Below are 24,499 nucleotides of genomic sequence, written 5' to 3' on the forward strand. Positions count from 1 at the left end.
ACCCCCGACGCACTTATAAATGCCAGTTTAACAAAAATCTGATTTGAATCATAAATACCAGGAGTGTAAACCATGAAGAAACAACAGCGACAGGCAGACATTGTTAAGACCCTCCGGTCATCTCGGGAACCGGTTTCAGGTGCCGCCCTGTCAGAAATTTTTCAGGTCAGCCGGCAAAGCATCGTTCAGGATATTGCGCTCCTGAAAGCGGCCCATTTCAACATCATTTCCACCAACAAAGGCTATATTATCGTTGATCCACCGCCCCGCGAAAAGATCTTCAAGGTGTCCCACAATCATGAAGAAATTGGCGATGAGCTTTATACCATTGTTGATGCCGGTGGTTTTGTCAGAGACGTCTATGTTCTGCACGATATTTATGGAAAAATCCAGGTTGATTTGTTTCTGGCCACCCGGGCCGATGTGGATGCCTTTGTTGCCGGACTAAAAGAAAAAAAAACCAGCCCCCTGATGAAGCTTACCGACACGGTCCATTATCATACCGTGGAGGCGGTATCTGACAGCATTCTTGCGGCGGTCGAAAAAAGTTTAACGGAAAAAGGCTATTTAATCAGCGTCGGGTGATTTTAAAAATAAATATTGGGGTATGAACTAAATAGCATACAAAAGAAGGAAGACATCAGGAGGTTTTCCTTTTTTATTTGCACCGGAAAGTTCATTTCACAAAAATGAAGCAGACTGTCAAAGAAGATAACCCAGTATCGACAATTGTTATATCATGTTGTCTGCATCAAGGCGGACATGGCGATAGCCTGTCCGAGCTTGCGGCAGACAACAGATTAACAATTGGTCGGTACGGTAGTTATTTGAGAACCTCATTCATTTCACAAAAATGAATTGGGATTATTTTAACTAGATATCAACGAAGGGTGGAAAAACAGTGAGTAAAATAGCGTGTCAGCTCTGTCCGCATCATTGCAGATTGGATGAGGCAGAGATTGGATTTTGTCGGGCCCGGGTTAACCGGTCGGATGTGATAAGCGATTTGAATTATGGGGTGGTTACAGCCATCGCATTGGATCCCATCGAAAAGAAACCGTTGCGCCATTTTTTTCCCGGCTCCCGAATTTTGTCAGTCGGAAGTTTTGGCTGTAATTTAAGATGTCCGTTTTGTCAAAACTACGAAATTTCCATGGCTGGCAGTGAAGAAGCCCATGGTCGGCGGATGACGCCTGAGGATCTGGTCGGCAATGCCCGAAGACTGGTAGGCGAGGGGAATATCGGCTTGGCCTATACCTATAACGAACCGCTGGTGGGGTATGAATTTGTCAGAGATTGTGCCAAGCTGATAAAAAAGAATGGCTTAAAAAATGTGCTGGTCACCAATGGTTGTTTTTGTGAAGCGCCAGTCCGGGAAATCCTGCCCGATATTGATGCAATGAACATTGATCTAAAAGCATTTAACCAGAAATTCTATCAAAAAATCAGCGGCGATCTGGAAACCGTCAAACAGACCATTCGGATTGCCAGTGAGGCCTGTCATGTGGAAGTAACGACCCTGATCGTGCCAGGGGAAAACGACAGTGAGGAAGAAATTAGGGCTTTATCTAAGTGGCTGGCGTCAGTGGGAAAATCAATCCCCCTTCATCTGTCCCGCTTTTTTCCCAGACATGAAATGACCGATCGGAATGCCACCAACGTGGCCCAGATTTATCGACTGGCTGACATCGCCAGAGAGTCCCTGGAAAATGTTTATGCAGGGAATTGTTGAGGCAGAACAATGGGACATAAACGCTCAAAAAATCTAAACAGTCGCCTGGCAAAACAATTAAAAGATATCGAACAACAGATTCGACCAGCCACCGTTCCGGTCACCAATACTGAAACGGCGCCTCATTCAGAAAAAGCAGTGTATACCTTTTTTCTTGATCCGGTTGTTGCCACAGCCCCGCAGGTTGAGGCGGGTGAGATCAACCGATTGGCCCAGGAAGGCTATGGGGGATGGATTGCCGAGGATCCGAAGGAGCCAGAAAGACGGGATGATCTGATGCCGGAGGGCTATTTGCTGCCTGCCGGTAATGAACCGGAACAGCTGTTGCATTTTTTTGCCATCACGGATATTCATATCACTGACGGGGAATTTCCGGCCCACGGAATCTATTCAAAATTTGGTGGTGGCATTGTCTCAGTGTATTCTGAAATGATGCATTATACCACCCATATTTTAGATGGCGCCATTCATTCCATCAACGCCATTCATCATCAAAACCCTCTGGATTTTGGTCTATCCATGGGCGACAACACCAACAACGCCATGTACAATGAGCTGCGCTGGTCGATTGACATTTTTGATGGCAAAGAAATAAATTTGGATTTTGGGGTCAGTCCCAATCCCCGGGTTGGCCCCCGGAAGCCTTTTTATGACGAATTTGCGGCTGTGGGGCTGAATCCGCAGATTCCCTGGTATCAGGTTATTGGCAATCATGATCACAGCTGGCCGGATAAGCCGCTTTTGCCGGTATCGGATGATCCCGCCCGGCGGTTTCTGAGTCGGGCAGAATGGATGAAGGAATTTTTTATAACCGAAACGAAGCCCAGCGGACACGGTTTTAGTCTGGAAAACAGCCAGAGTGGTTTTGCCTGCTATAGCTTTGAACCCCGGGCAGAAAAACCGATCAAGGTGATTGTGCTCGATAACACCCAAAGGGATGATGATCAAAACGTTAAGGGATATGCCCATGGTTCCCTGGATCGGGAGCGTTTTGACTGGTTGGGGCAAGAGCTGGAAGCCGGACAACAAGCCGGTCAGCTGATGATCATTGCCGCCCATATACCCATTGGGGTGGAATATCAGGAACCACTGACCAGGCCGTTTATGTCATGGAGTACCCTTTCGCCAGTTTCAGAACAAGAACTGCTAAAAAAACTCCAGTCTTATCCCAATCTGATTTTGTGGGTGGCCGGACATCGGCATCGCAATACTGTAACCCCGATAAAGTCTCCGGATGCGGATCATCCGGAATACGGCTTCTGGGTGGTTGAAACAGCATCCCTCCGGGATTTTCCGCAAAACTTTCGAACCTTTGAAATTCTCAAAAACAGCGATGACACCCTATCGATTGTTAGCAGAAATATAAACCCGACCATCAGAGAAGGTTCCTTTGCCAGTATCGCCCGGTCTTATGCGGTGGCGGCCCAGCAGCTTTTTAACGGCCGGACGGAACTGCTCCCATCCGGCTCTTATAATGGTGAGTTGCTGGTTAAGACAAAAGCATAACCAACGACCAGCAAAAGCAATGAGCGACAGTAAAAAAGAGCAGCAAAGGTTTGAAACATCGATCAGCCGGTTTGATTACGGACAGACACGGGATTTTGAGAGGCGAACTGACAATTCTTGTGGAGGTAAAAGAGATGGAAGTAATGACGCTGATGGAGAAATTAAAAAACGGCGATGTCATGACTCAAGACATGCGCAGTGAGATTGTCGATTCATATAAACTGATGGATGTGGCTTTGGACTCCATTCTCAACGGACTGATGATCATTGATACCGAACTGCGGATAAAGAAATTTAATCATAAAATTTGTGAGCTGTTTCAAATGGATGAAGCCGCTATTTTAAAGCTGGACATGAATGTGGTGTTAAAAGAGATTGATGTCGTTGGAAATATCCTGATTAATAAACGAAAATTTTCGTATTCGGATATCACCCTCACAATCGGGTCAAAACAAATTGACTGTTTTTTGGATATTACCCCAGTGGTTTTTAATGAGAAGGTCATGGGCGCAGTGCTGGTGATTCGGGAAGCCAAACAGGTGCGCAAAGAAATCAATAAACTGGCAGGTTTTCGGGCCAACTATACCTTTGATAAGATCATCACGAAAAATAAAACGATGCTGGAGCTGATTAATACCGCCCGGCGAATAGCCAAGACAAATTGTTCGGTACTGATTGAAGGTGAAAGCGGTACCGGGAAGGAGCTGTTTGCCCAGTCCATTCATAACGACAGCCAGCGCCGCAACGGCCCCTTTATTGCCATCAACTGTGCCGCCATCCCTAAAGAGTTGGTGGAGAGTGAGTTTTTTGGTTACGAAACTGGCTCGTTTACCGGAGCCATCAAAGGTGGCATGCCGGGAAAATTTGAGTTGGCCAATGGCGGCACCCTGTTTCTTGATGAAATAGGCGAAATTCCCCTGGAAATGCAACCCAAGCTGCTGCGGGTGTTGGATGAAAACAAGGTAATGCGGATTGGCGGCAGTTTTGCCAGGGACTTGGATGTCCGGATTATTGCAGCCACCAATCGCAATCTGCTCAATGAGATGTCAAAATCGGCTTTTCGTCAGGATCTCTACTTTCGGCTCAATGTCATCAATTTACGGCTGTTGCCGCTTAAAAGGCGGCCAGAAGATATACTGGTTCTGGGCCGATATTTTCTGGAGCAGCTCAATTGCGAAAACAGTGACGTCAAAAAATTCTTCAGCAAGGCATTCGAAGAAAAATTGCTGGCCAATGAATGGAAGGGCAATGTCAGAGAACTCAAAAATATGGTGGAGCGTGGCTACTATTTGTCAGCCGGTGTTTTTATTGATTGCATTGAGGCACCGACAAAAGAGCAGAATGTCATTTTACCAGTCCGTGACAGTGATGGTGAAACTTTGAGAGATTTGGAAAAAAACAGCATCGAACAGGCTCTTTTTCTCAATAAGGGCAATGCGGTAAAGGCCGCAGAAGATCTTTGCATCAGTCGGGCGACCATCTATCGGAAAATAAAAGCCTATGATATTCACGTGACCAGTTTATAAATGAAGCGAAACGTAAACAGCAGCCCTTTGAAGAAAATTTTAAAACTTTTTTCGAAGGGTCTTTTTTTGGCATGAAACATGCTACAATTAGTTTTGGAAAGAATAGGAAAAATGAAAAGAATAGGGAGGTGAGCGTTTTGGCAAAAGTAAATCTAAGCTTGCAGGTTTTACCGGTAGTACCGGACAGAGAAATATACTATGTAGTCGATCAGGTTATTGAGATGATCCATCAGACGGGCCTCAAATATGTGGTGGGTCCTTTTGAAACATCCATCGAAGGCGAACTGGATGAACTGCTTAACATTGTTAAACGGGCCCAATCCATCTGCACAGAGCATGGAGCCGAGCGGGTGGTTTCAATCGTAAAAATTGATTACAAGGAAGAAGGCGTCACAATTGATGAGAAAGTATCAAAATACCAGTGACAAGCTGATTCCGATCGTATTTCTGCTGACCATTCTGATTCTCTGGGAGGCCGCTGTTAACCTGGGGGTTGTGGAGCGATACGTTTTGCCATCGCCCACTGACATCATCGCGGCGCTGATTGCCAATGGTTCGGATTTGATGATGCACGCCGGAACAACTTTTTTTGAAGGAATGACAGGGCTGCTGGTAGCCGTATGTTTATCACTGATTATGGCAATTGTGATGGATTTGTTTCCAGTGGTGAAAAAAGCCATTTACCCGGTACTGGTGATGTCGCAAACCGTGCCGATTATTGTGATCGCACCCCTGCTGGCGATGTGGTTTGGTTTTGGGATTGCCCCCAAAATTTTTGTGGTGGTGCTGGTTTGTTTTTTTCCCATCACGGTCAGTCTGATTGAAGGGCTTCAGAGTGTTGATGGGGAACTGATTAATCTGGTGCGATCGATGGGGGCAAAGAAGCGTCAGATCTTTACAAAAATCAAGTTTCCCAGTGCCCTGCCCTATTTTTTTTCGGGCCTTAAAATTGCGGCTACCTATAGTATTATGGGGGCAGTTATCGGGGAATGGCTGGGTGGAAAGGCCGGACTGGGCGTTTACATGTTAAGAGCCCGCCATGCCTTTGCGTTGGATCTGGTTTTTGCCTCGATTCTGGTGATTGTGGTTTTATCAATTGGACTTTTTTACGGCATTGCCGGGATTCAGAGGGTCATGATGCCCTGGGAAAAATTAAAGGAGGAAGAGGAATGAAAAAGAAAATCATCTTATTAACACTGGGAATTCTACTGATTGCATTAACCGGGTGTACAACAAAAGAAAGCGAGAAAATAACGGTGGTTCTGGATTGGGTTCCCAATACCAATCACACCGGTCTTTATGCGGCTAAGGAGCTTGGCTATTTTGAGGCCGAAGGGCTTCAGGTGGAGATTATTCAACCCAGCGAAGGCGGCTCAGCGGATCTGATTGCGGCCGGTCAGGGAGAGTTCGGAGTCAGCTATCAGGAACAGGTGACCTACGCCAGAACCGCTGCAAATCCCCTGCCAATTAAGGCCATTGCTGCGATTATCCAGCATAACACATCGGGCTTTGCTTCGCCGGTGGATCGCAACATTGTCAGTCCCAAAGATTTTGAAGGGAAAAAATACGGCGGCTGGGGTTCGCCTATGGAAGTTGCCACCTTAAAAGCCCTGATGGAAGGGGCAAAGGCTGATTTTAGCAAGCTGGAAATCGTCGATGTGGGAGCGATGGATTATTTTACCGCTGTTAAAGATCATGTCGATTTCACCTGGATCTTTTATGGCTGGGATGGAGTTGCCGCCGAGCTTAAAAACGAACCGCTGAATTTTATTAAACTTCAGGATGTCGATAAGAACCTGGATTACTATACCCCAGTCATTATTGCCAACGAAGACTATCTGGCCAAGCATCCGGAAACGGCTAAAAAATTTCTGCGGGCTGTCACCAAAGGCTATCAGTACGCCATTGAAAACCCGGAAGCCGCTGCGGATCTGTTACTGGTTGACAACCCCGAAATTGATCGCGACCTGGCGGTGGCCTCGCAAAAATATCTGGCCGCTGAATATCAGAGCGATGCCGAAAAATGGGGTTTGATGCGTTTAGATATCTGGGAAAACTATGGCAACTGGATGTATAACCAGGGCTTGCTGGAGAACCAGTTAAATGCCGACGAGGCCTTTACCAATGAATACCTGCCAGAATAAATGTGTACTCAAGGTTTTGGGGGTTACCAAAGAGTATAATCATAAAAATATTATACAGAACATTAATATTCATCTGAATCAGGGTGAGTTTGTCTCGATTCTGGGCCCCAGTGGCTGCGGTAAAAGCACGCTCTTTAATGTGATTGCCGGACTGTTGCCCCCGGAAGATGGCCAGGTTTTTGTAAATGAGAAGGAGGTAACCGGGGAAACCGGAAAGGTCAGCTATATGTATCAGAAGGATCTGCTGCTGCCCTGGCGCAACGTCATTGACAATGCCATTTTACCACTTGAAATTCGGGGCATTCCGAAAAAGGAAGCCCGGGAGACGGTCAAAGCGATGCTGTCGATTTTTCAACTGGCAGACGATGGGAAAAAATATCCCATTCAATTGTCCGGTGGGATGAAACAGCGGGTGTCACTGTTGCGAACCACCATGTTTTCACAGGAGATCATGCTGCTGGACGAACCCTTTGGCGGACTGGATGCCATTACCCGGATGAAGATGCAGGCGTATCTGCTTGAGATACTCAATAAAATTAAAGGGTCGGTCTTGTTTATTACCCACGATATTGATGAGGCCATTTTCTTATCAGACCGGATCTACATCATTAACGGATCACCGGCCCAGATCGTTAGCGAAATGGTGGTGCCGATTAAACACGCCAGTCCCGAGGAAATGATGACCGCAGAAGCATTGCGTCAGCTGCGTAGTGACATTCTAAAATGTCTGTAAATCTCCAGGCGAGCAATGCTCGCCCTGAAAACCGGATAATTATTGTGAATAGAAGCACATCAACTTGTTAATAAACTACCGTAGCAGTCTCATTTTTGAGACTGCTTTTCTCATTTTGAGACGCCAATTCTCATAATGAGAAAGAATTGTTCCAGGATCGGTTGGGTAAAGGCGCTCGGAAGCAGAAAGCAGCACCGTTTACGTAAACGTTTAAACAACTAGCCGATTCATCGGTTATGGCATGAATATTGCTTAACATATAGACAACATGAAATCAAGGAGGTTAGAATATGGCGTTAAAAGCAGCATTTATTTTTATTGCTCCCAATGCAGATCCGGCCATTCACCGGTCGGCGGTTGAAACGGAACAGGTCACCCTGATCGCTGTTGGGGTATCGTCCTACGAAGCAGCAGTTGCAGCAGCGGGGCAGTTGGTTGATGAAGGGGTGGTCGCTTTCGAGCTCTGTGGTGGCTTTGGAAATCGGGGGACGGCCATGGTCAGTGAAGCCGTCAAAGGAAAAGCCGCCGTGGGGGTCGTGCGTTTTGATATTCACCCCGGTTTGGATAATAAAAGCGGGGATGATCTTTTTTAACAGCATGACCACAGCAATTCACGTCAGGAGGTGTTTCTTATTAAAAAATTTATCATTGAATTTGGCATGGGGATGGACTTTCATGGTCAGGATGTTAATAAGGCGGCGGGAAAAGCGATTAAAGACGCCATTTCCCGAAGTTGTCTGATTGGTTTGAATCAGATCCATAGTTTAACGGAAGAAAGTCTCAATGAAAAAATGATGATCGAGGCAATTATTGGGGTGTCCCGGCCTGAAGATTTAAACATTGAGATGTTAAAAAAACTATTCCCGGTGGGAAAGGTAACCATTCAAGCCAGGAAAGGAGGATTAACAACAGCCGGTTTATTCTTTCCCGGTTTTGGCGATACCGACGATACCATCGAAGCCGCCATTGTGTGCGTAACGGTGAGTGTGTAGCGGAAGGTAGGTTGCAAACCTACAAAAAACCTGATAATGTGTGGTGTTATCGACGTAACAACAGACAAAGCGCATCATCGTTTAAAAAAAACTTAGCAAAGCAGATACAAAGGAGGAAATATTTTGAAAATCTCAAACGAAACTATCATTGAAATGTATGAAAAAATGGTAAAGATCAGGAAGTTTGAAAATAGAGCCATGAATCTTTTTGCTGAAGGTCAGGTTGGCGGATTCGTTCACCTTTATATTGGTGAAGAAGCAGTGGCAACAGGCGTTTGCGCAAGTCTACGGGACGATGACTACATCACCAGTACCCATCGGGGCCATGGACATATTTTAGCCAAAGGCGGCGATATGAAATACATGATGGCCGAGCTTTTTGGCAAAGAAACCGGATACTGTAAAGGCAAGGGCGGCTCGATGCATATCGCCGATGCCACCAAAGGAATTCTTGGGGCCAATGGGATTGTCGGGGCTGGCCATAATATTGCGGTAGGTGCCGGACTGGCAGCACAATATAAAGGAACAGATCAGGTTTGTGCCTGTTTCTTTGGGGATGCCTCCACCAATCAGAGTACCTTCCATGAAGGACTGAACCTGGCCAGTACCTGGAAGCTGCCGGTTATCTTTATCTGCGAAAACAATGGCTACGGAATATCTGTGAGCCAGGCCCGTCATCAGAATATCACCGATATTTCCCAACGGGCAGTGTCTTATAATATTCCGGGGATTACGGTGGACGGCAATGACGTTTTTGCGGTTTTTGAAGCGGTTCAGGAGGCCGTTGCCAGAGCCCGTAAAGGTCAGGGACCAACCCTGATTGAATGCAAGACCTATCGCTGGCGGGGACATTTTGAAGGGGATCCGACGGTGTACCGTCCCGAAGGTGAGCTGGAACAATGGAAGAAAAAAGACCCCATTCCCAGAGCCGAAAAATATATCCTTGATAATCAGGTGATGACTCAGGCGGAAATGGATCAGCTTAATAAAAAAATTGATGCTGAGGTTGAAGAAGCCGTTGATTTTGCCCTGGCCAGTAAATTCCCTGATGTTGCATCCGCTGTTTTAGATGTTTATACCGATATAGTAGAGGAGGGACGAACAAGATGAGAGAGCTTACGTATGGTCAAGGAATCAAAGAAGGTATGCGTATAAAAATGCTGGAAAATCCGGATGTCTTCATTTTTGGCGAAGATGTTGGTCTATTCGGGGGATGTTTTGGTGTCACCTCCGGCTTATTTGAAGAATTCGGCGAAAAACGGGTGCGTGATACCCCAATCTCGGAAGGGGCCATTATCGGTGCTGCCGTTGGTGCGGCAGCGGTTGGCTTGCGACCGATTCCCGAGCTGATGTTTGTTGACTTTGCCACTGTCGGGATGGATCAGCTGGTTAACCAGGCTGCTAAAATGCGTTATATGTTTGGTGGTAAATTAAAACTGCCAATGGTAGTACGACTACCGTCCGGTGGTGGGGTGGCAGCGGCAGCCCAGCACTCCCAATCACTGGAAGCCTGGTTTACCCATGTGCCGGGTTTAAAGGTCGTTTATCCCTCGAATGCCCAGGATGCCATCGGATTGATGCTGACAGCCATCGATGATGATAACCCGGTAATTTATCTGGAAAATAAAACCCTCTATGCGGTGACCGGTCAGGTTGAAGATGAAGTCAAACCAATTCCACTGGGTAAAGCCAATATCAAGCGGGAAGGGAGTGATGTCACCATCATTACCTATGGCAAACAGGTATACGACTCCCTCAAAGCAGCTGAGCTGCTAGAAAAAGATGGCATTGATGCTGAAGTCATCGATTTACGTTCCCTCTATCCGCTGGATAAAGAAGCGATCTTTGAATCGGTCAAGAAAACCCATAAGGTGGTCATTGTCTCCGAAGAAGCTAAACGGGGCAGTTATGCCGGTGAACTGGCTGCGATTATTGCCGATGAGTGTTTCTATGAATGTGATGCTCCGATTAAGCGGGTTTGCGCATTGAACACCCCGATTCCGTTTTCTGGCAATCTGGAAGCCTATGTGTTGCCCAATGCCGACGATGTGGTTGAGGCGGTCAAATCGTTATTCTAAGGTGGGTAATTGAATCGGCCAGACGGGCCAGGGTTCTGGAAATAGTGGAGTGCACAGCGATGATCTTATTTCCAGAACTTTTTTTAAACAAAAGACAGAAAAAGGTGGTGGACATATGAATTCAATTGGAATCATTGCCAATCCGGCATCCGGGAAAGATATCAGGCGGCTGGTTTCCCATGCTACGGTGATTGATAATAACGAAAAGATCAATATTGTTGAACGGATTATACTGGGAGCCCAGCAAAATGGCGTCAAAAAAGTATACATGATGCCAGATCCCTATAATATGGGCTATCGGGTGGAGGATAAGCTTAAAACCTCCGGCGAGCTTAAATGTGAGATCGAAGTGTTTGATTTTTATAAGGAAGACACCGTGGAAGATACCTATAAAGCGGTGCAAATGATGAATGAGAAAAACGTCGGCTGCATTGTCACGTTGGGAGGTGACGGCACCAATCGGGCGGTGGCTAAGGATATTAAGGAAATCCCACTGATTTCGATTTCCACAGGGACGAATAATGTCTATCCGGATATGATTGAAGGAACCATTGCTGGCATCGCAGCGGCCGTGGTCGCTTCCCAACAATTTGATAAAGCGGCTTATTCAAATAGAGATAAGATTATTGAGATTGAGACAGCGGGGCAACTTAAGGATATTGCCCTGATCGATGCGGTGATTTCCCGGGATATCTTCGTGGGTTCCCGGGCGATCTGGAAAGTTGAGGATATTGAGAAAATATTTGTGGCCCGGAGTCATCCGGCCTCAATTGGTTTTTCGGCGGTGGTGGGGGGAAAAACCATTATCACCGAAGCGGACAATTTTGGTGCTTATGTCAGCATTGATAAAAATGCCCCCAAAATTAAGATTCCCATGGCAGCGGGGATTGTGTTGCCAATTGGTACCAGTGAGCCGGTGATCTTAACGTTTAGCGAAGTCTATACCTTTACCACCTACTGTCGGGGCACCATTGCCCTGGATGGGGAGCGGGAAATTGAATTTCATCAGAATCAGACTTTTACCTTTAAACTAAGCCGCAATGGGCCCTGGCATGTGGATGTGAAAAAAGCCATCGAAGTGGGACAGCAAAACGGATTTTTCAAGGTTTGATGTTTAAATTTTCATAGAGTTATGTGATTTCAGAATTACAGGAGGAATGCATTATGGCCAAGTTTTTAGTGATGCCCAAGCTGGGATTGACGATGACTGAAGGCAATATTGCCAACTGGCGAAAAGCAGAAGGCGACAGCGTTGCGATGGGCGAAATTATCTTTGATGTGGAAACCGATAAAATAACCAAGGAATTTGAATCTCCGGGGGCTGGCATCATCAGAAAGATACTGGTCGAAGAGGGCACCGTGGCAGTGCTAAAACCGATTGCCATTCTGGGAACAGCTGAAGAAGATATAACTGCATTGCTGGCCGAGGCCGAAAATTTGACTGACAGCCCAGCCAGCGAAGTTAAATCCACCGCAGCAGAACCGGATTCGGTGGTTGCTACATCATCGCAACCGGTCGCTGGGGGCCGCATCAAAGCATCAGCCCGAACCAAAAAAATTGCGGCTGAGCAAAATATCGATCTTGCCCAGGTAACCGGGACGGGCCCCCAGGGGGCCATTACGGAAAAAGATGTTAATGAGTTTGCGTTAAGAGCAAAAACAGCAGCCCCCAAAATATCGCCGACGGCCGGGGTGATTGCTGATGGTTTAGGCATCGATCCGGGACAGATTAGCAAGGACGGCCGGATTATGAAGGCCGATGTGCTGGCTTTTAAACAAAAAGCTGATTTACTACGATTTGCCGATCCACAGGAGAGTAGCAAACCGATGTCGGCGATGCGAAAAATTATTGCCAGCCGGATGTCAGCCAGCCAGGAAACGGCTGCTACAGTTAATTACAACCAGCGGGTGGATACCACCGCCATGAAACAGCTAAGGGAAGAATTAAAAAACTCTGCCAAAATTACCTATACCGATATTCTGGTTAAGATTTTAGCCCGGGTGCTGTTGGAGTTTCCGCTTTTAAACAGCTCGATAGTCGGCACTGACATTGTCACCCGCAATTATGTCAATATTGGGGTGGCGGTTGCCCTGCCGGATGGATTGATAGTGCCGGTGGTCAAATTCGCCAATAAATTAGATCTGGGCGAGATTTCCCGGGAAATCAAAGCCCTGGCCGAAAAAGCCCGAAATAATGAACTGGAAAGCGATGAAATTACCGGGGGCACTTTTACCATCACCAATATCGGGATGTATGGCATGGAATCCTTCACGCCGATTATTAATCAGCCTGAGGTGGCCATATTAGGGATTAATACCATAATCGACACCCCGATGGTGGTGGATGGCCAGGTGGTTATTAAACCAATGATGAACCTGAGTTTAACAGCTGATCACCGGGTGGTTGATGGCTCGGTGGCGGCGCAGTTTGTTGCCCGTCTCAAGGAGCTCATTGAAAAACCGGGACTTCTGCTCTTGTAATGGAGGTGGAATCATGAAGATTATTATAATTGGCGGTGGCCCGGGGGGGTATGTGGCAGCGATTCGGGCGGCCCAGTTAGGTGCTGCGGTAACCCTGATTGAAAACAAATATCTGGGCGGCACTTGTCTTAATGTCGGTTGTATTCCCACCAAGGTGCTCCTCCATACCACCGAACTGCTGGACGTTCTTAAACATGATGCCAAGGAACTTGGCATCACACTTTCAGACTATCACGGTGACTGGCCAAAGCTGCAGAAAAGAAAAACAAAAATCATCAAAAAACTGGTCGGTGGGGTCAACGGATTATTAAAGAACAATGGGATTACCAAAATAATGGGCACCGCTGTTTTTGTGAATGCGCATCAAATTAAGGTCATCAGTGAAAATCAGGACGAAATAAACAACGCAGCAACTGTCATCGATTTTGATTTTGCCATCATTGCCACCGGCTCAAAACCAGTGATACCACCGATACCGGGGAGCAATCATCCGGATGTGATCACCAGTGACACGGCTCTGTCATTGGATGCTGTGCCGGAAAGCCTGGGCATTATTGGCGGCGGCGTCATTGGCTGTGAATTTGCCAGTATCTACAATGCCTTTGGCTGTAAGGTAACAATCATCGAGATGCTACCGGAAATTGTTGCCAACATGGACCGTGATATTGTCAAGCCGCTCAAAGAAAAACTGCTAAAAGATGGGGTCGATATTTTTACCAGCACCAGAGTCGAGTCAATTCAGGAAAGTGCTGGCGGTTTAACCGTTACAACCAGCTCGCAGACCGGTGAAAAAACCATTACCGCCAAAAAAGTGCTCTTGTCAGTGGGCCGAAAACCGGAGCTTAGTACCCTTAACTTGGATCTGGCTGGTATAAAAACCGCCCGTGGGGCGATTGTTGTCAATCAAAAAATGCAGACCAATGTCCCGCATATCTATGCCATTGGCGATTGCAATGGCGGGGTAATGCTGGCCCATGTGGCCTCAGCTGAAGGAATTTTGGCGGTGGAAACGATCATGGGGAAAAGATCACAAATTGATTTTAAAACCATTCCCTATTGCGTTTATACCAAACCGGAATTGGCCAGTGTCGGGCTGACCGAAGCCCAGGCCCGAGAAGCGGGCTATGACGTAAAAGTCGGCATTTTTCCCATGGCCGTCAATGGTAAAGCAATGATCATGGGTGAAACAACCGGGGTCGTCAAATACGTAACCGATGCCGCTACTGGCGAAATTCTGGGACTGCACATGGCCGGTCCCCGGGCTACCGATCTGATTGTTGAAGGCGCCCTGGCCATCCGCCTGGAAGCCACCGTGGCCGAGCTGATGGCTACCATCCACGCCCATCCCACTGTCGGCGAAGCACTGATGGAAGCCGCCCATGCCGTCGATGGTCACGCCATCCACCTGATGAGCGATGCGGTAAAAAAGGAATGAGTGTTGGAAATAAAAAACAAGTGGCCTTAAAACCACTTGTTTTTTTTGAAATACAGCAGGGTGCCGGCCACCACGACGATGCATAAACCAATCACAAACGGGTAGCCGTACTCCCAATGAAATTCCGGCATCATGATGTTCATGCCGTACCAGCCGACAATCAGGGTCAGGGGCAGAAAAATAGATGTGACGACAGTGAAAATTTTCATGACATTATTCAGGTTAATATCGAGCTGCGCCTGGTAGGCCTCCCGCACCTGAGTGCCGTAATCCCGGAGGTTCAGCACATTGGTAAAAAGTCGGTTGATGCGATTGGTGAGAATTTTAAAATAGCGGAGATCTTTTTTATCGATCAGATTATTTTCATTTTCTTCAATGGCCTCAGAAATTTCAAAAAGTTGTTCATAATATTGTTTCAGACTTAATAGACGCTTGCGAAACGTGATCAGATAGTCGACCAGGTCATTTTTAATGGCGACAATAAATTCTTCTTCCAGCCCGGAGATTTCTTCCTCAATCGCAATCAATACATCCCGATCATCGTAGGTCAGCTTGTCAAAAAAGAGGTGAAAAAATTTGCTTAGATCGGATATCTGGATATCGGCCGTCTTGATGGTGTCAACCAGGTCAGCGAAATAGGTAATCCGATCCGAGGCGAAAACAAGCAGGTTGGCACGGAAATAAATTCCGATCCGTTTTGGTTTGACTGTACCGGAAATGGCATCCGGAATTGACAGGGTAATGAAATCAAAACCATCGTGACTTTCAAACTTACAGGAGTTACCGCTGATGCATTCTTCAACCAGTCGTGATCCGATATTCAATTGGGCACTTACCGCTACGAGCTCACTAAAATCGAGGATACACAGGTGCTTCTGGTCAGAGCTGGCAAAAGACTGTGAGGGGGAAACAGCTGTTAGTTGACCTGCCGTCAGTTTATAAGCCAGCATTTTTAACCTTCAGCTGGGGTTTATTGCGGATCAGTGCTTCCGGGTTCTTGGAATTCGCTGTTTTATGGACTTCGATATCAAAGAGGTTGAGGGCTTCCAGCAGTGAGCGCAGTTTGGCATAGCCGTAATTTTTACTTTTAAAGGTGGGGTGCTTCTGGGCGATTTGGGAACCAACCAGGCCCAGATTGGCCCAACCGGATGGGTCAGCATTTTCTGAAACGATTAACTGAAAGGATTGGATCAGCTCTTTTTTGAGTTGAATGTCTTTTTGCGATGATCCGTTTTTTTCAGAAGTGATGTTGCGGATCACGTATTTGACATTTTGAGAATTGGCGGTTCGGCGGGTTGTCAGTTCAAATTTGTCCAGTGAGGAAAGCAGCGAGCGCAGTTTGGAATAACCATAATTGCGGCTGTCAAAATCTGGATAGCGGTTGTTGAGGCGGGAGCCAACCAGACCCAGATCGGCCCAGCCTTCTTCATCCGAGTTATCGTTGATAATTGTTTTAATCGATTGGATCAGTTGTTTTTTGGAGGCCATTCCTTCTTTGGCAGAAGACTGCTTTTGGTTTAATATTTCTTCCGGTTGAGAAGAATCCGGGTCAGCTGCCAGAACTTCCAGATATTTAAATTTTTCACAGGCCGAGATAAAGGGGGTGGGGGTTTTCTTTTCACCCATCCCCACCACATACATTCCGGCTTCCCGGAGCCGGGTCGCCAGACGGGTGAAGTCGCTGTCACTGGAGACGATACAGAATCCATCCACATTATTGGAATAAAGAATATCCATGGCGTCAATAATTAAGGCGGCATCGGTGGCATTCTTTCCGGTGGTGTAACTGTACTGCTGAATCGGGGTAATGGAATAGTTAAGTAATACCGTTTTCCAGGATCCCAGCTGGGGTTTGGTCCAGTCACCGTAGATGCGTTTAAACGTTGCCATCCCAAGGTTGGAAATTTCATCGAAGATATATTTGATATATTTATCCGAAACATTATCGGCGTCAATTAAGACGGCAATTTTCATATCATTTTTCATGGGTCACCTTTTCTATTTCGTTGGTTTCGATCACTTTGTTAGTCTCAGTATAATTGAAATCACGCTTTTTTACAACCGACCGCCGCCACAAAAAAATAACTGATCAATTCTGATCAGTTGAGGTTGTCGATAAACTACCGTACCGACTAATTGTTAATCTGTTGTATGCGCACAATTCGTACAGTTGCTATTAAAGATTCGGCTAATTATAGGCGTTTCAGCGCAACTGTTCGCCTTGAGGCACAGGGTCTGCCCTTTGGGTACAACATGATCTAACAATTGTCGGTACTGGGTTAGCTTTTTTGACAGTTTGTAGGGGCGATCCGTGATCGCCCGCAACTAAATTTATGCCGAGACATCCGTGATGACCAGGGGCTCAGACCCTTGCCCCAAGCGGCAGTGAATCAGGGCTGGTCGTAAAGATGCTCTTCTTCCCGGTCATTGGTCAGATTCAGTTTGTCCAGCACAAAGAAGATCAGACTTAAAATCATCCCAACCACGGCGGCCAGAACCATCCCTTTGAGCTGGATACTGCCAAAGGTAACCGCAATCCCGGATAAGCCCACCACAAACACGACTGAAGTCAGGGCCAGATTACGGGATTTGCCATAGTCAACCTGGGCATCAACCAGAATTCGGATCCCGGCGGCGCCGATCATTCCATATAAAAGGAACGAAATCCCACCGATAACCGGACCGGGAATGGTGGAAATCAGCATCGACAGTTTACCAACAAACGAGCAGACAATCGAAATAATTGCCGCACCAGCGATGACCTGGACCGAGTAGACTTTGGTGACCGCCATTACGCCAATGTTCTCGCCGTAGGTAGTGGTTGGTACCGAACCAATTAAACCCGACAACATGGTCGAAAAATTATCGGCAAACAGGGAGCGGTGCAAACCGGGATCTTTTAGCAGATCTCGTCCCACTACCTTGCTGGTGACAATCTGGTGACCAATGTGTTCAGAGGCAATAACCAGCAGTACTGGCAAAATGATAATAATTGCTTCTAAATTAAATTGTGGGAACTGGAAGTTTGGCAGCGAAAACCAGGGGGCCTCTGCGACGGCCTCATAGGTAGCCGGGCCAACCACACCGGTGATCAGAGCCGTGATGTAGCCAGCCACAATCGCAATCAGGATGGGGATAACTGCCAGAAATTTACGGAACATCACCGATCCAAAAACGGCGAAGGCCAGGGTCACCAGAAAAACAATGACATTTTCAGGAACAATGGCGGTTACCACTTGTTCATAAAGACCGGAAGCTTCGTCCAAAACGTAACTGGTGCTACTGACGACTCCAGCCGTGCTGGCAGCGGTCCCAGCCAGCTCCAGACCAATCAGCGCTACTACCGGGCCCATGGCCGCTGGAGGCAGCACCACATTGATCCATTCAATGCCGAACTTATAAATAATCCCAGCCAGGATACAGCCGCATAAACCGACTACCACAAAACCGCCGAGGGCATAAGAATACCCCCAGGTGGCAATAACAATACCGGCTGGCGCCAGAAAGGCAAAACTGGAACCCAGGTAAGCCGGGGCCTTACCCTTGGTGATCACCATAAACAACAGGGTACCCACACCATTCATAAAGAGTACGATGGCCGGGTTGATTCCAAAGAGGAAGGGAACCAGAACTGATGCGCCAAACATGGCAAACATATGTTGCAGGCTCAGTGGCACCAACATATTCAATGGCACCTTTTCCTCCACTTGTATAATTCTTCGATTGTCCAAAACGTTTCCTCCGTTCTTTTCATTTTCCTTTGAGATTATAACACAGGAATGAAGCAGAGCAAAGACTTTATACAATTAAATGAATAATAATAAAAAAATCCAGTTACCGGCCAGTTGGGAATATTTACCCGCTTGCCAACCTGTGATACAATGCAGCTAAAGCTAAAAAATGAAGGAGTCCTAGAATGCGAATTTCAGTTGATACCAAAATATATGCCGTCATCGGCGATCCCATTGTGCAAAGTTTATCGCCCCAATTGCATAATGGACTGTTTAAAGCAATCGGGGTGGACGCTTTATACCTGCCGATTGCTGTTAAGTCTGAAGATTTAGGAAAGCTGGTGGATGGTTTTCGGCTAATGAATGTGGGCGGATTTAACATCACCAAGCCCCATAAAATGGAAATCATGAAATATATCGACCAACTGGATCCTTTGGCAGAGAAAATCGGGGCGGTGAATACGGTGGTTTGCCGTGATAAAAAAATGATCGGCTACAATACGGATGGGAATGGCTTTATTAAATCAATTGAAACAAAAATTGGTAAGATTCCCAGATCGGAATTGACCATTCTGATTCTCGGTTGTGGGGGTGCGGTTAAGTCGGTGGCGATGGCTTTGGCAGATTGGGGCATCCAAAAGGTCATCATTGCCAATCGTACAGTGGCTAAAGCAAAAGAGCTGGCCAGTCAAATTAATGAGAGTTGGCCGGGAAAAGCCCAGGCCATTGACATGAATGCAGAGTCCTTAAAAGCAGCCGTTAATGAAGCTGCGGTAGTGGTCAACGGAACCAGTTTAGGAATGGCCGATACCGCCTGGCAAACGCCGCTTGACAAAACGCTCCTGAAAAAAGAATTGCTGGTATATGATATGATCTACAGCCCGGCGGTGACCCAGTTAATGAAAGATGCCCGGGAAATCGGGGCACAAACTGAAAATGGGCTGGAAATGCTGTTGTACCAGGGACTATTAGCCTTTGAATTATGGACCGGAGTGTTTCCGGATCCGGTTTTGGGCAAAAAATTACTGGAGGAAGGGATAAATGAAAACTGAAAAAAAGTGTGTAGCATTGATTGGCTTTATGGCAACGGGTAAAACCACCATCGGTTCCTTGTTGGCCCGGGAACTGGAATATGATTTTGTCGATACCGATGCCTTAGTGGAAGCGGAGCTGGGGATGAAGATAACCGATATTTTTGCCCAGCTGGGGGAAGATGCCTTCCGGGACGCCGAACATGAGGCGTTAAAAAAGGCCTTAACGATGGAGAATATTGTTTTGTCCACCGGCGGGGGAATCATTCTGTTTAAAAGAAATCGAAAATTGTTGGCTGAAAAGGCCTTTGTAGTCAGTTTGTCAGCTCAGCCGGAAACCATCTATTGCCGAATTAAGGGCGATGATACCCGCCCTTTGCTAAAGAGTGAAGATCCGCTGGTGCGAATCCGTCAACTGCTGGCCGAACGTCAGGAGTATTACGATGTTTGTGATTTTAAAATATCAACCGAAACCTGGACTGCCGAGGGATGCTGTCAGAAAATAAAAGAAGCCTTTAACGATCATCGGGCAAAATAGTTTACTGAACGAATCAGGAAGAAAACGAGACAAAAAAATACACCGATCAACTGATCGGTGTTATGCTTCGTTACTTCATGGCTTTCAGATCGCAAATATAGCAATCCGTCAGTCGTTGAACCGCATCGGGGTTTTTGACAGGCCAGGTGGTTTCCAGTGCCTCGCAATGCCCCGTGGAGGTTTCTTCATCAAAGACAAAATCAATACAGCCATTGCATTTTTTATCCTTTGTTTTTTTAATCAACTCAAGAACAGACTCGTTTACAAATTCTCGAAATTCCTTATAAGCGATTGTTTTATGATTTTCAAATATGCTCATCACTTCACCTGACTTTCTGGAAATAAGATTATCGGATGGGCAATTAAATTCTTTGTTAATAACCAATCCTTTACTAAACTTATAGTAACCCATAAATGAAAAAAAACAAGATAATATTTTGTCGTATTTTCATTTTAAGAAAATAATTTAAAACGAAAAAAAATGATTGAAATTCTTTTTAAGCTGTGTTATCATTTATGACAGTGTCCTGTGGGGCGCTAATAAGATGCGCTGAATCTTTGATTTGGTGTGAATCGCTTAGTTATCTCTATTGCATTAGGGGTACAATCCTTACAACCAAATAAACTATTTTTTCGCCGAAGTGATGGAATTGGCATAAGCAGAGAACCCAAATCTTTGATTTGGTGTGAATCGCTTAGTTATCTCTATCGCATTAGGGGTACATCCTTACAACCAAATAAACTATTTTTTTCGCCGAAGTGATGGAATTGGCAGACGTGACGGACTCAAAATCCGTTGTGAGTGATCACGTGCGGGTTCGAGTCCCGCCTTCGGCACCACTTTTGCTCCCTTAGCTCAGTTGGCTAGAGCACCTGACTCTTAATCAGGGTGTCCAGAGTTCGAGTCTCTGAGGGAGCACCAATAATAGCGCATAACAGAGCCGTTTGAGGGCTCTGTTTTTTTTACGTCTAATTTGTAATACTTGTAATTTACGGTGCGTTATGGCTATTAAGTGGCGGTTGGAATGGCGACCCAAATATGGGGATTGAAAAAAAGCGGAGTTGTTTTAATTGATGGTTTAAGTACATATCGGCAATAATTAAAGCGTAACGGGCGCTTGAGTATTACTCAGCAAACTGTTATAATTACACGCAATTAAGATTTATGAGGAGAGTCAAATGGAATCAACAGAAAAAAATGCGTGTTCTTATTTAAACTGCGGTTTTAATGTCAATGGACGTTGTCCGGACATGGATGTCTTAAAGAATCCATATAAAGAGACCGGCTGCATTTTCTATAAAAATAAGAATATCCAGACAGATGATAAAAAAAGCGAATAAAAACACCGAAAGGTGTTTTTTTATATTTTTTGAAAAACATTCGCAGCCGTTGCAAATGCAACGGCATAATCACGTACCCCCGGATATAATAGCAACATACCAATGAGGTAGCGACATCAAAATTGTTAAAACTAAATGTTATGATGAAATAGAATTTTCAGGAGGATAATCGTATGAGTATGTTTTGTTATCAGTGTCAGGAAGCGGCCAAAGGAAAAGGCTGTAGCGTTAAAGGGGTTTGTGGTAAAAGTGAAGAAGTTGCTAAACTCCAGGATCTATTGATTTATACAGTTAAGGGGATTTCCGAAATTGTCGTAAAAGGCGAATTGGAAGCCAAAGAGTTGGGCGAAGTCAATCATGAGGTATTAAGAAGTCTCTTTATGACCATCACCAATGCGAATTTTGATGGAGATGCCTTTGTTAAAGAAATAAAGAAAATGACCGTGCTGAGAAATCAGCTGCGGGATATGGTGGATGCCGCCAATAAAAAGAATAACCCCGGTTTCTTCCAGAAATTGCTGGGCTTAAAGAAAGAACAAACGGGCAAAAAAATAAATGTATCAGCACTTCATGACGCCGCCCGTTTTGAAACCGCCACAAAAGCGGAGATGCTTAAAAAAGCTGCAAATGTCGGAATCCTGGCTACCAAAAATGAAGATGTCCGTTCGCTGCGGGAACTGATTACCTACGGCGTCAAAGGGCTGGCCGCCTATGCCGAGCATGCCCTTAACCTTGGCAAAGAGGACTTAAGTCTATATGGTTTTATCTACGAGGCCATGGCGGCAACCCTGGATGATGCGCTGTCTGCTGATGATCTGGTAGCGTTGACTTTAAAAACCGGTCAGTTTGGCGTCACTGCCATGGCGCTGTTGGATGGTGCCAACACCGGGAAATACGGCAATCCGGAAATCACGGAAGTCAATATTGGGGTTAAAAAGAATCCCGCCATCTTAATTTCCGGCCATGACCTGACCGATCTGGAACAGCTTCTAGAGCAAACCAAAGGCACTGGTGTGGATGTATATACCCATAGTGAAATGTTGCCCGCCCATTATTACCCGGCCTTTAAAAAATATGATAACTTTGTCGGTAACTATGGCAATGCCTGGTGGAAACAGCTGGAAGAATTTGAATCGTTCAACGGCCCGATTCTGTTTACCACCAATTGTATTGTGCCCCCCAAAAGTGACGAAGTCCGGGGTCGGATTTTCACCACTGGGGCTTCGGGACATCCCGGCTGTACCCATATTGAAGCGGATGGAAGTGGTAAAAAAGACTTTTCAAAAGTCATCGAAATGGCTAAACGCTTAAAAGCTCCCACCGAAATTGAAACCGGAAAAATTGTTGGCGGCTTTGCCCACGAGCAGGTTTTTGCCCTGGCGGATAAGGTTGTCGATGCGGTAAAATCCGGTGCGATTAAAAAGTTCTTTGTTATGGCAGGTTGTGATGGTCGTATGAAATCCCGGGACTACTATACCGAATTTGCCCAAAAACTGCCACAGGATACAGTCATCCTAACAGCCGGTTGCGCAAAATACCGTTACAATAAGCTGGATCTCGGTGATATCGGTGGGATTCCCCGACTGTTGGATGCGGGACAGTGTAACGATTCGTATTCCCTGGCACTCATTGCCTTAAAGTTAAAAGAAGTGTTTGAACTTAATGACATCAACGAACTGCCGATTGCCTATAATATTGCCTGGTATGAACAAAAGGCGGTCATTGTTTTACTGGCCCTGCTCCACCTGGGTGTCAAAAACATCCATCTGGGACCAACCTTGCCAGCCTTCTTATCGGCAAATGTGGCAAATGTCCTGATCGATACCTTTGGGATCGGCGGAATTGACTCAGTTGATGCTGACATGGCGATGTTCTTAGGCGCATAAACCAACAAATAATTATGAGTCGATACAGTGGCTTATCAACAACCTTGCCGGAGTTATCCAGATGGATAGCTCCGGTATTTTTTTGGCAAAAAAGTCAAAGCCCCTGTAATTTTAAGCAAAACCATGATAGGATAGAGCAACAAAGAAAAAACATGAGGTAAAAAATGATGCAGTTAATAACAGCTCTTGAAGCTGGTTTTAATCCCCAGATATATAAAATCATCCTGAGTAAACCACGAATAAAAAGCAATGACTATCAGAAAATCGTCATCAGTCAAATCGGAGAATCCTATCATCTGGAAAAATTCACGGCCACCCAGGTCTTTAATGAAAATCTGGCGGCAGATCAACTGATTGAATTTCTTGGCCAGGCACTGCACACAGACTATCAGCAGTATAACGCCTGGGATGATCAATTTGAGTATATCATCCAGATCAGCAAAAAAGGCAAGCCATCAATAACCCGTAAAGCAGTTACGAAAGCGCCAGCCAAAGTTATCAGCCACAACCGCAAAAAAAACTACATTCTGCAGGAAGGTACCCTTATTCAGCCGCTGGTGGATATGGGGGTCTTTACGAAAGAGGGCAAGGTCGTCAAGACAATGACTGATAAATTCCGCCAGATCAACCGCTTTGTGGAGATTGTCGATGATGAAGTAAAAAAACTGCCCCCTGGCACCGAGCTCAATGTGATTGACTTTGGTTGCGGTAAATCCTATCTGACCTTTATTCTCTATTATTACCTGACGGAGATAAAGAACATCAAGGTGCAAATGATTGGTCTGGATTTAAAAAGCGATGTGATTGACCACTGCAATGCCAGTGCCCGGAAATATGGCTACAACCAGCTATCATTTGAACGGGGGGATATCCATGACTATCAGGCAAGCTTCCCGGTGGATATGATCATTACCCTGCATGCCTGCGATACCGCCACCGATTTTGCCCTCTACAATGCCATCAAATGGGAGGCCCGGCTGATTTTTTCAGTGCCCTGCTGTCAGCACGAACTCAATGGTCAAATGGAAACCGGGGAACTGAGCCTGTTGACAAAATATGGCATCATAAAAGAACGAACCGCCGCACTGTTAACCGATGCCATTCGGGGGAACCTGCTTGAAGCCTGCGGCTACAAAGTTCAACTGATGGAATTCGTCGATCTGGCTCACACCCCCAAAAACATCCTGATCCGGGCTCAAAAAGCCAAAGTCAGTGAAAAAAGAAAAGCGCAGGCGCTAAGGGAGGTGGAAAACGCCATGCAGGCATTTTCCTTAACCCCTACCCTGTTTAAACTCCTTGAAACAGAGAAACGCATTAATTTTAATAAAATTTAAATGTAAGATCG

24 protein-coding genes, 2 tRNA genes and 1 pseudogene are annotated in these 24,499 nt (G+C 46.0%); 22 read left to right on the forward strand and 5 right to left on the reverse strand.

All coding sequences use genetic code 11. The features are described from left to right. Positions 1-72: 72 nt before the first annotated feature. The 15 genes from B3F51_RS01840 to lpdA all read left to right on the forward strand — a co-directional run bounded on the left by B3F51_RS01840 (position 73) and on the right by lpdA (position 14,627). On the forward strand, positions 73-585 hold the full coding sequence (locus B3F51_RS01840) for a transcription repressor NadR (RefSeq protein WP_286945151.1): 513 nt from the start codon (positions 73-75) through the stop codon (positions 583-585). A 316-nt stretch (positions 586-901) separates the two neighbouring features. Further along, complete coding sequence (amrS, locus tag B3F51_RS01845; protein WP_349680177.1) at positions 902-1,732, forward strand: AmmeMemoRadiSam system radical SAM enzyme; 831 nt, start codon at positions 902-904, stop codon at positions 1,730-1,732. A gap of 9 nt (positions 1,733-1,741) precedes the next feature. Beyond that, positions 1,742-3,238 carry a metallophosphoesterase gene (locus tag B3F51_RS01850; RefSeq protein ID WP_286945152.1) on the forward strand — a complete coding sequence of 499 codons (1,497 nt, stop codon included), beginning with the start codon at positions 1,742-1,744 and terminating at the stop codon, positions 3,236-3,238. A 134-nt stretch (positions 3,239-3,372) separates the two neighbouring features. Continuing rightward, a complete protein-coding gene (locus tag B3F51_RS01855; RefSeq protein WP_286945155.1) occupies positions 3,373-4,764 on the forward strand; it encodes a sigma-54 interaction domain-containing protein in 1,392 nt (463 codons plus the stop codon). 137 nt (positions 4,765-4,901) lie between these two features. Beyond that, positions 4,902-5,189, forward strand: a complete 288-nt coding sequence (locus B3F51_RS01860) for a thiamine-binding protein (RefSeq protein ID WP_286945157.1) — start codon at positions 4,902-4,904, stop codon at positions 5,187-5,189. Then, positions 5,164-5,937 (forward strand): ABC transporter permease, encoded by a 774-nt coding sequence (locus tag B3F51_RS01865; protein WP_070370013.1) that lies wholly within the window; start codon positions 5,164-5,166, stop codon positions 5,935-5,937. The genes B3F51_RS01860 and B3F51_RS01865 overlap by 26 nt, the downstream gene beginning before the upstream one ends. Beyond that, positions 5,934-6,908: an ABC transporter substrate-binding protein gene (locus B3F51_RS01870; RefSeq protein WP_250934661.1), complete on the forward strand. Its 975-nt coding sequence runs from the start codon at positions 5,934-5,936 to the stop codon at positions 6,906-6,908. The genes B3F51_RS01865 and B3F51_RS01870 overlap by 4 nt, the downstream gene beginning before the upstream one ends. Beyond that, complete coding sequence (locus B3F51_RS01875; RefSeq protein ID WP_070370015.1) at positions 6,889-7,641, forward strand: ABC transporter ATP-binding protein; 753 nt, start codon at positions 6,889-6,891, stop codon at positions 7,639-7,641. The genes B3F51_RS01870 and B3F51_RS01875 overlap by 20 nt, the downstream gene beginning before the upstream one ends. 290 nt (positions 7,642-7,931) lie before the next feature. After that, positions 7,932-8,234, forward strand: coding sequence for a DUF6506 family protein (locus B3F51_RS01880; RefSeq protein WP_070370016.1), 303 nt, complete (start codon positions 7,932-7,934; stop codon positions 8,232-8,234). 30 nt (positions 8,235-8,264) lie between these two features. Further along, complete coding sequence (locus tag B3F51_RS01885; RefSeq protein WP_286945159.1) at positions 8,265-8,633, forward strand: Lin0512 family protein; 369 nt, start codon at positions 8,265-8,267, stop codon at positions 8,631-8,633. A 153-nt stretch (positions 8,634-8,786) separates the two neighbouring features. Further along, positions 8,787-9,743, forward strand: a complete 957-nt coding sequence (locus B3F51_RS01890; protein WP_070370061.1) for a thiamine pyrophosphate-dependent dehydrogenase E1 component subunit alpha — start codon at positions 8,787-8,789, stop codon at positions 9,741-9,743. Beyond that, entirely contained in the window at positions 9,740-10,711 is a 972-nt protein-coding gene (locus B3F51_RS01895) for an alpha-ketoacid dehydrogenase subunit beta (RefSeq protein ID WP_286945161.1), read from the forward strand. The genes B3F51_RS01890 and B3F51_RS01895 overlap by 4 nt, the downstream gene beginning before the upstream one ends. Positions 10,712-10,826: 115 nt before the next feature. After that, positions 10,827-11,822, forward strand: coding sequence for an ATP-NAD kinase family protein (locus tag B3F51_RS01900; protein ID WP_250934663.1), 996 nt, complete (start codon positions 10,827-10,829; stop codon positions 11,820-11,822). Between the two features lie 53 nt (positions 11,823-11,875). Continuing rightward, positions 11,876-13,192 carry a dihydrolipoamide acetyltransferase family protein gene (locus tag B3F51_RS01905; RefSeq protein WP_250934665.1) on the forward strand — a complete coding sequence of 439 codons (1,317 nt, stop codon included), beginning with the start codon at positions 11,876-11,878 and terminating at the stop codon, positions 13,190-13,192. A 13-nt stretch (positions 13,193-13,205) separates the two neighbouring features. Beyond that, positions 13,206-14,627: a dihydrolipoyl dehydrogenase gene (gene lpdA / locus B3F51_RS01910; RefSeq protein WP_286945164.1), complete on the forward strand. Its 1,422-nt coding sequence runs from the start codon at positions 13,206-13,208 to the stop codon at positions 14,625-14,627. A 26-nt stretch (positions 14,628-14,653) separates the two neighbouring features. On the opposite strand, the gene B3F51_RS01915 is transcribed toward lpdA, so the two are convergent. The 4 genes and pseudogenes from B3F51_RS01915 to uraA all read right to left on the reverse strand — a co-directional run bounded on the left by B3F51_RS01915 (position 14,654) and on the right by uraA (position 18,358). Continuing rightward, positions 14,654-15,577, reverse strand: a complete 924-nt coding sequence (locus B3F51_RS01915; protein WP_286945165.1) for a CorA family divalent cation transporter — start codon at positions 15,575-15,577, stop codon at positions 14,654-14,656. After that, entirely contained in the window at positions 15,564-15,887 is a 324-nt protein-coding gene (locus tag B3F51_RS01920; RefSeq protein WP_228881556.1) for an OST-HTH/LOTUS domain-containing protein, read from the reverse strand. The genes B3F51_RS01915 and B3F51_RS01920 overlap by 14 nt, the downstream gene beginning before the upstream one ends. After that, positions 15,870-16,613, reverse strand: a pseudogene (locus tag B3F51_RS01925) (NYN domain-containing protein); the annotation flags it as partial. The gene B3F51_RS01920 and the pseudogene B3F51_RS01925, both read right to left, overlap by 18 nt. A gap of 404 nt (positions 16,614-17,017) precedes the next feature. Next, positions 17,018-18,358, reverse strand: a complete 1,341-nt coding sequence (gene uraA / locus B3F51_RS01930; RefSeq protein ID WP_070370026.1) for a uracil permease — start codon at positions 18,356-18,358, stop codon at positions 17,018-17,020. Between the two features lie 185 nt (positions 18,359-18,543). Here uraA and B3F51_RS01935 point away from each other — a divergent pair, with 185 nt between their 5' ends. Further along, entirely contained in the window at positions 18,544-19,410 is an 867-nt protein-coding gene (locus tag B3F51_RS01935) for a shikimate dehydrogenase (protein WP_263992956.1), read from the forward strand. Beyond that, positions 19,400-19,927 (forward strand): shikimate kinase, encoded by a 528-nt coding sequence (locus tag B3F51_RS01940; protein ID WP_070370028.1) that lies wholly within the window; start codon positions 19,400-19,402, stop codon positions 19,925-19,927. The genes B3F51_RS01935 and B3F51_RS01940 overlap by 11 nt, the downstream gene beginning before the upstream one ends. A 70-nt stretch (positions 19,928-19,997) precedes the next feature. Here the strand turns inward: B3F51_RS01940 and B3F51_RS01945 are convergent, their stop codons facing one another. Then, positions 19,998-20,246: a hypothetical protein gene (locus B3F51_RS01945; RefSeq protein WP_228881488.1), complete on the reverse strand. Its 249-nt coding sequence runs from the start codon at positions 20,244-20,246 to the stop codon at positions 19,998-20,000. Between the two features lie 434 nt (positions 20,247-20,680). On the opposite strand from B3F51_RS01945, the gene B3F51_RS01950 reads away from it, so the two are divergent. From B3F51_RS01950 to B3F51_RS01970, 5 genes are all read left to right on the forward strand, one after another. After that, positions 20,681-20,767 (forward strand) — tRNA-Leu (locus B3F51_RS01950). A gap of 5 nt (positions 20,768-20,772) precedes the next feature. Beyond that, positions 20,773-20,849, forward strand: a tRNA-Lys gene (locus B3F51_RS01955). 257 nt (positions 20,850-21,106) lie between these two features. Further along, the gene (locus B3F51_RS01960; protein WP_175440888.1) at positions 21,107-21,268 is read left to right on the forward strand and encodes a hypothetical protein; all 162 of its coding nucleotides are present in this window, start codon (positions 21,107-21,109) and stop codon (positions 21,266-21,268) included. 173 nt (positions 21,269-21,441) lie between these two features. Beyond that, positions 21,442-23,154, forward strand: a complete 1,713-nt coding sequence (hcp, locus tag B3F51_RS01965) for a hydroxylamine reductase (protein WP_070370030.1) — start codon at positions 21,442-21,444, stop codon at positions 23,152-23,154. A gap of 164 nt (positions 23,155-23,318) precedes the next feature. Continuing rightward, entirely contained in the window at positions 23,319-24,488 is a 1,170-nt protein-coding gene (locus B3F51_RS01970; protein ID WP_286945170.1) for a class I SAM-dependent methyltransferase, read from the forward strand. Positions 24,489-24,499 lie beyond the last annotated feature (11 nt).

It is taken from the genome of Acetobacterium sp. UBA5834 (assembly GCF_002435675.1).
GTDB classification, from domain to species: domain Bacteria; phylum Bacillota; class Clostridia; order Eubacteriales; family Eubacteriaceae; genus Acetobacterium; species Acetobacterium wieringae.

What these genes read in the sequence shown, in the direction of transcription:
- B3F51_RS01840 (WP_286945151.1), top strand. Translation starts at nt 73, where the DNA reads ATGAAGAAACAACAGCGACAGGCAGACATTGTTAAGACCCTCCGGTCA.
- B3F51_RS01850 (WP_286945152.1), top strand. Translation starts at nt 1,742, where the DNA reads ATGGGACATAAACGCTCAAAAAATCTAAACAGTCGCCTGGCAAAACAA.
- B3F51_RS01855 (WP_286945155.1), top strand. Translation starts at nt 3,373, where the DNA reads ATGGAAGTAATGACGCTGATGGAGAAATTAAAAAACGGCGATGTCATG.
- B3F51_RS01865 (WP_070370013.1), top strand. Translation starts at nt 5,164, where the DNA reads ATGAGAAAGTATCAAAATACCAGTGACAAGCTGATTCCGATCGTATTT.
- B3F51_RS01870 (WP_250934661.1), top strand. Translation starts at nt 5,934, where the DNA reads ATGAAAAAGAAAATCATCTTATTAACACTGGGAATTCTACTGATTGCA.
- B3F51_RS01875 (WP_070370015.1), top strand. Translation starts at nt 6,889, where the DNA reads ATGAATACCTGCCAGAATAAATGTGTACTCAAGGTTTTGGGGGTTACC.
- B3F51_RS01880 (WP_070370016.1), top strand. Translation starts at nt 7,932, where the DNA reads ATGGCGTTAAAAGCAGCATTTATTTTTATTGCTCCCAATGCAGATCCG.
- B3F51_RS01890 (WP_070370061.1), top strand. Translation starts at nt 8,787, where the DNA reads ATGTATGAAAAAATGGTAAAGATCAGGAAGTTTGAAAATAGAGCCATG.
- B3F51_RS01895 (WP_286945161.1), top strand. Translation starts at nt 9,740, where the DNA reads ATGAGAGAGCTTACGTATGGTCAAGGAATCAAAGAAGGTATGCGTATA.
- B3F51_RS01900 (WP_250934663.1), top strand. Translation starts at nt 10,827, where the DNA reads ATGAATTCAATTGGAATCATTGCCAATCCGGCATCCGGGAAAGATATC.
- B3F51_RS01905 (WP_250934665.1), top strand. Translation starts at nt 11,876, where the DNA reads ATGGCCAAGTTTTTAGTGATGCCCAAGCTGGGATTGACGATGACTGAA.
- lpdA (WP_286945164.1), top strand. Translation starts at nt 13,206, where the DNA reads ATGAAGATTATTATAATTGGCGGTGGCCCGGGGGGGTATGTGGCAGCG.
- B3F51_RS01915 (WP_286945165.1), bottom strand. Translation starts at nt 15,577, where the DNA reads ATGCTGGCTTATAAACTGACGGCAGGTCAACTAACAGCTGTTTCCCCC.
- B3F51_RS01935 (WP_263992956.1), top strand. Translation starts at nt 18,544, where the DNA reads ATGCGAATTTCAGTTGATACCAAAATATATGCCGTCATCGGCGATCCC.
- B3F51_RS01940 (WP_070370028.1), top strand. Translation starts at nt 19,400, where the DNA reads ATGAAAACTGAAAAAAAGTGTGTAGCATTGATTGGCTTTATGGCAACG.
- B3F51_RS01945 (WP_228881488.1), bottom strand. Translation starts at nt 20,246, where the DNA reads ATGAGCATATTTGAAAATCATAAAACAATCGCTTATAAGGAATTTCGA.
- B3F51_RS01960 (WP_175440888.1), top strand. Translation starts at nt 21,107, where the DNA reads ATGGAATCAACAGAAAAAAATGCGTGTTCTTATTTAAACTGCGGTTTT.
- hcp (WP_070370030.1), top strand. Translation starts at nt 21,442, where the DNA reads ATGAGTATGTTTTGTTATCAGTGTCAGGAAGCGGCCAAAGGAAAAGGC.
- B3F51_RS01970 (WP_286945170.1), top strand. Translation starts at nt 23,319, where the DNA reads ATGATGCAGTTAATAACAGCTCTTGAAGCTGGTTTTAATCCCCAGATA.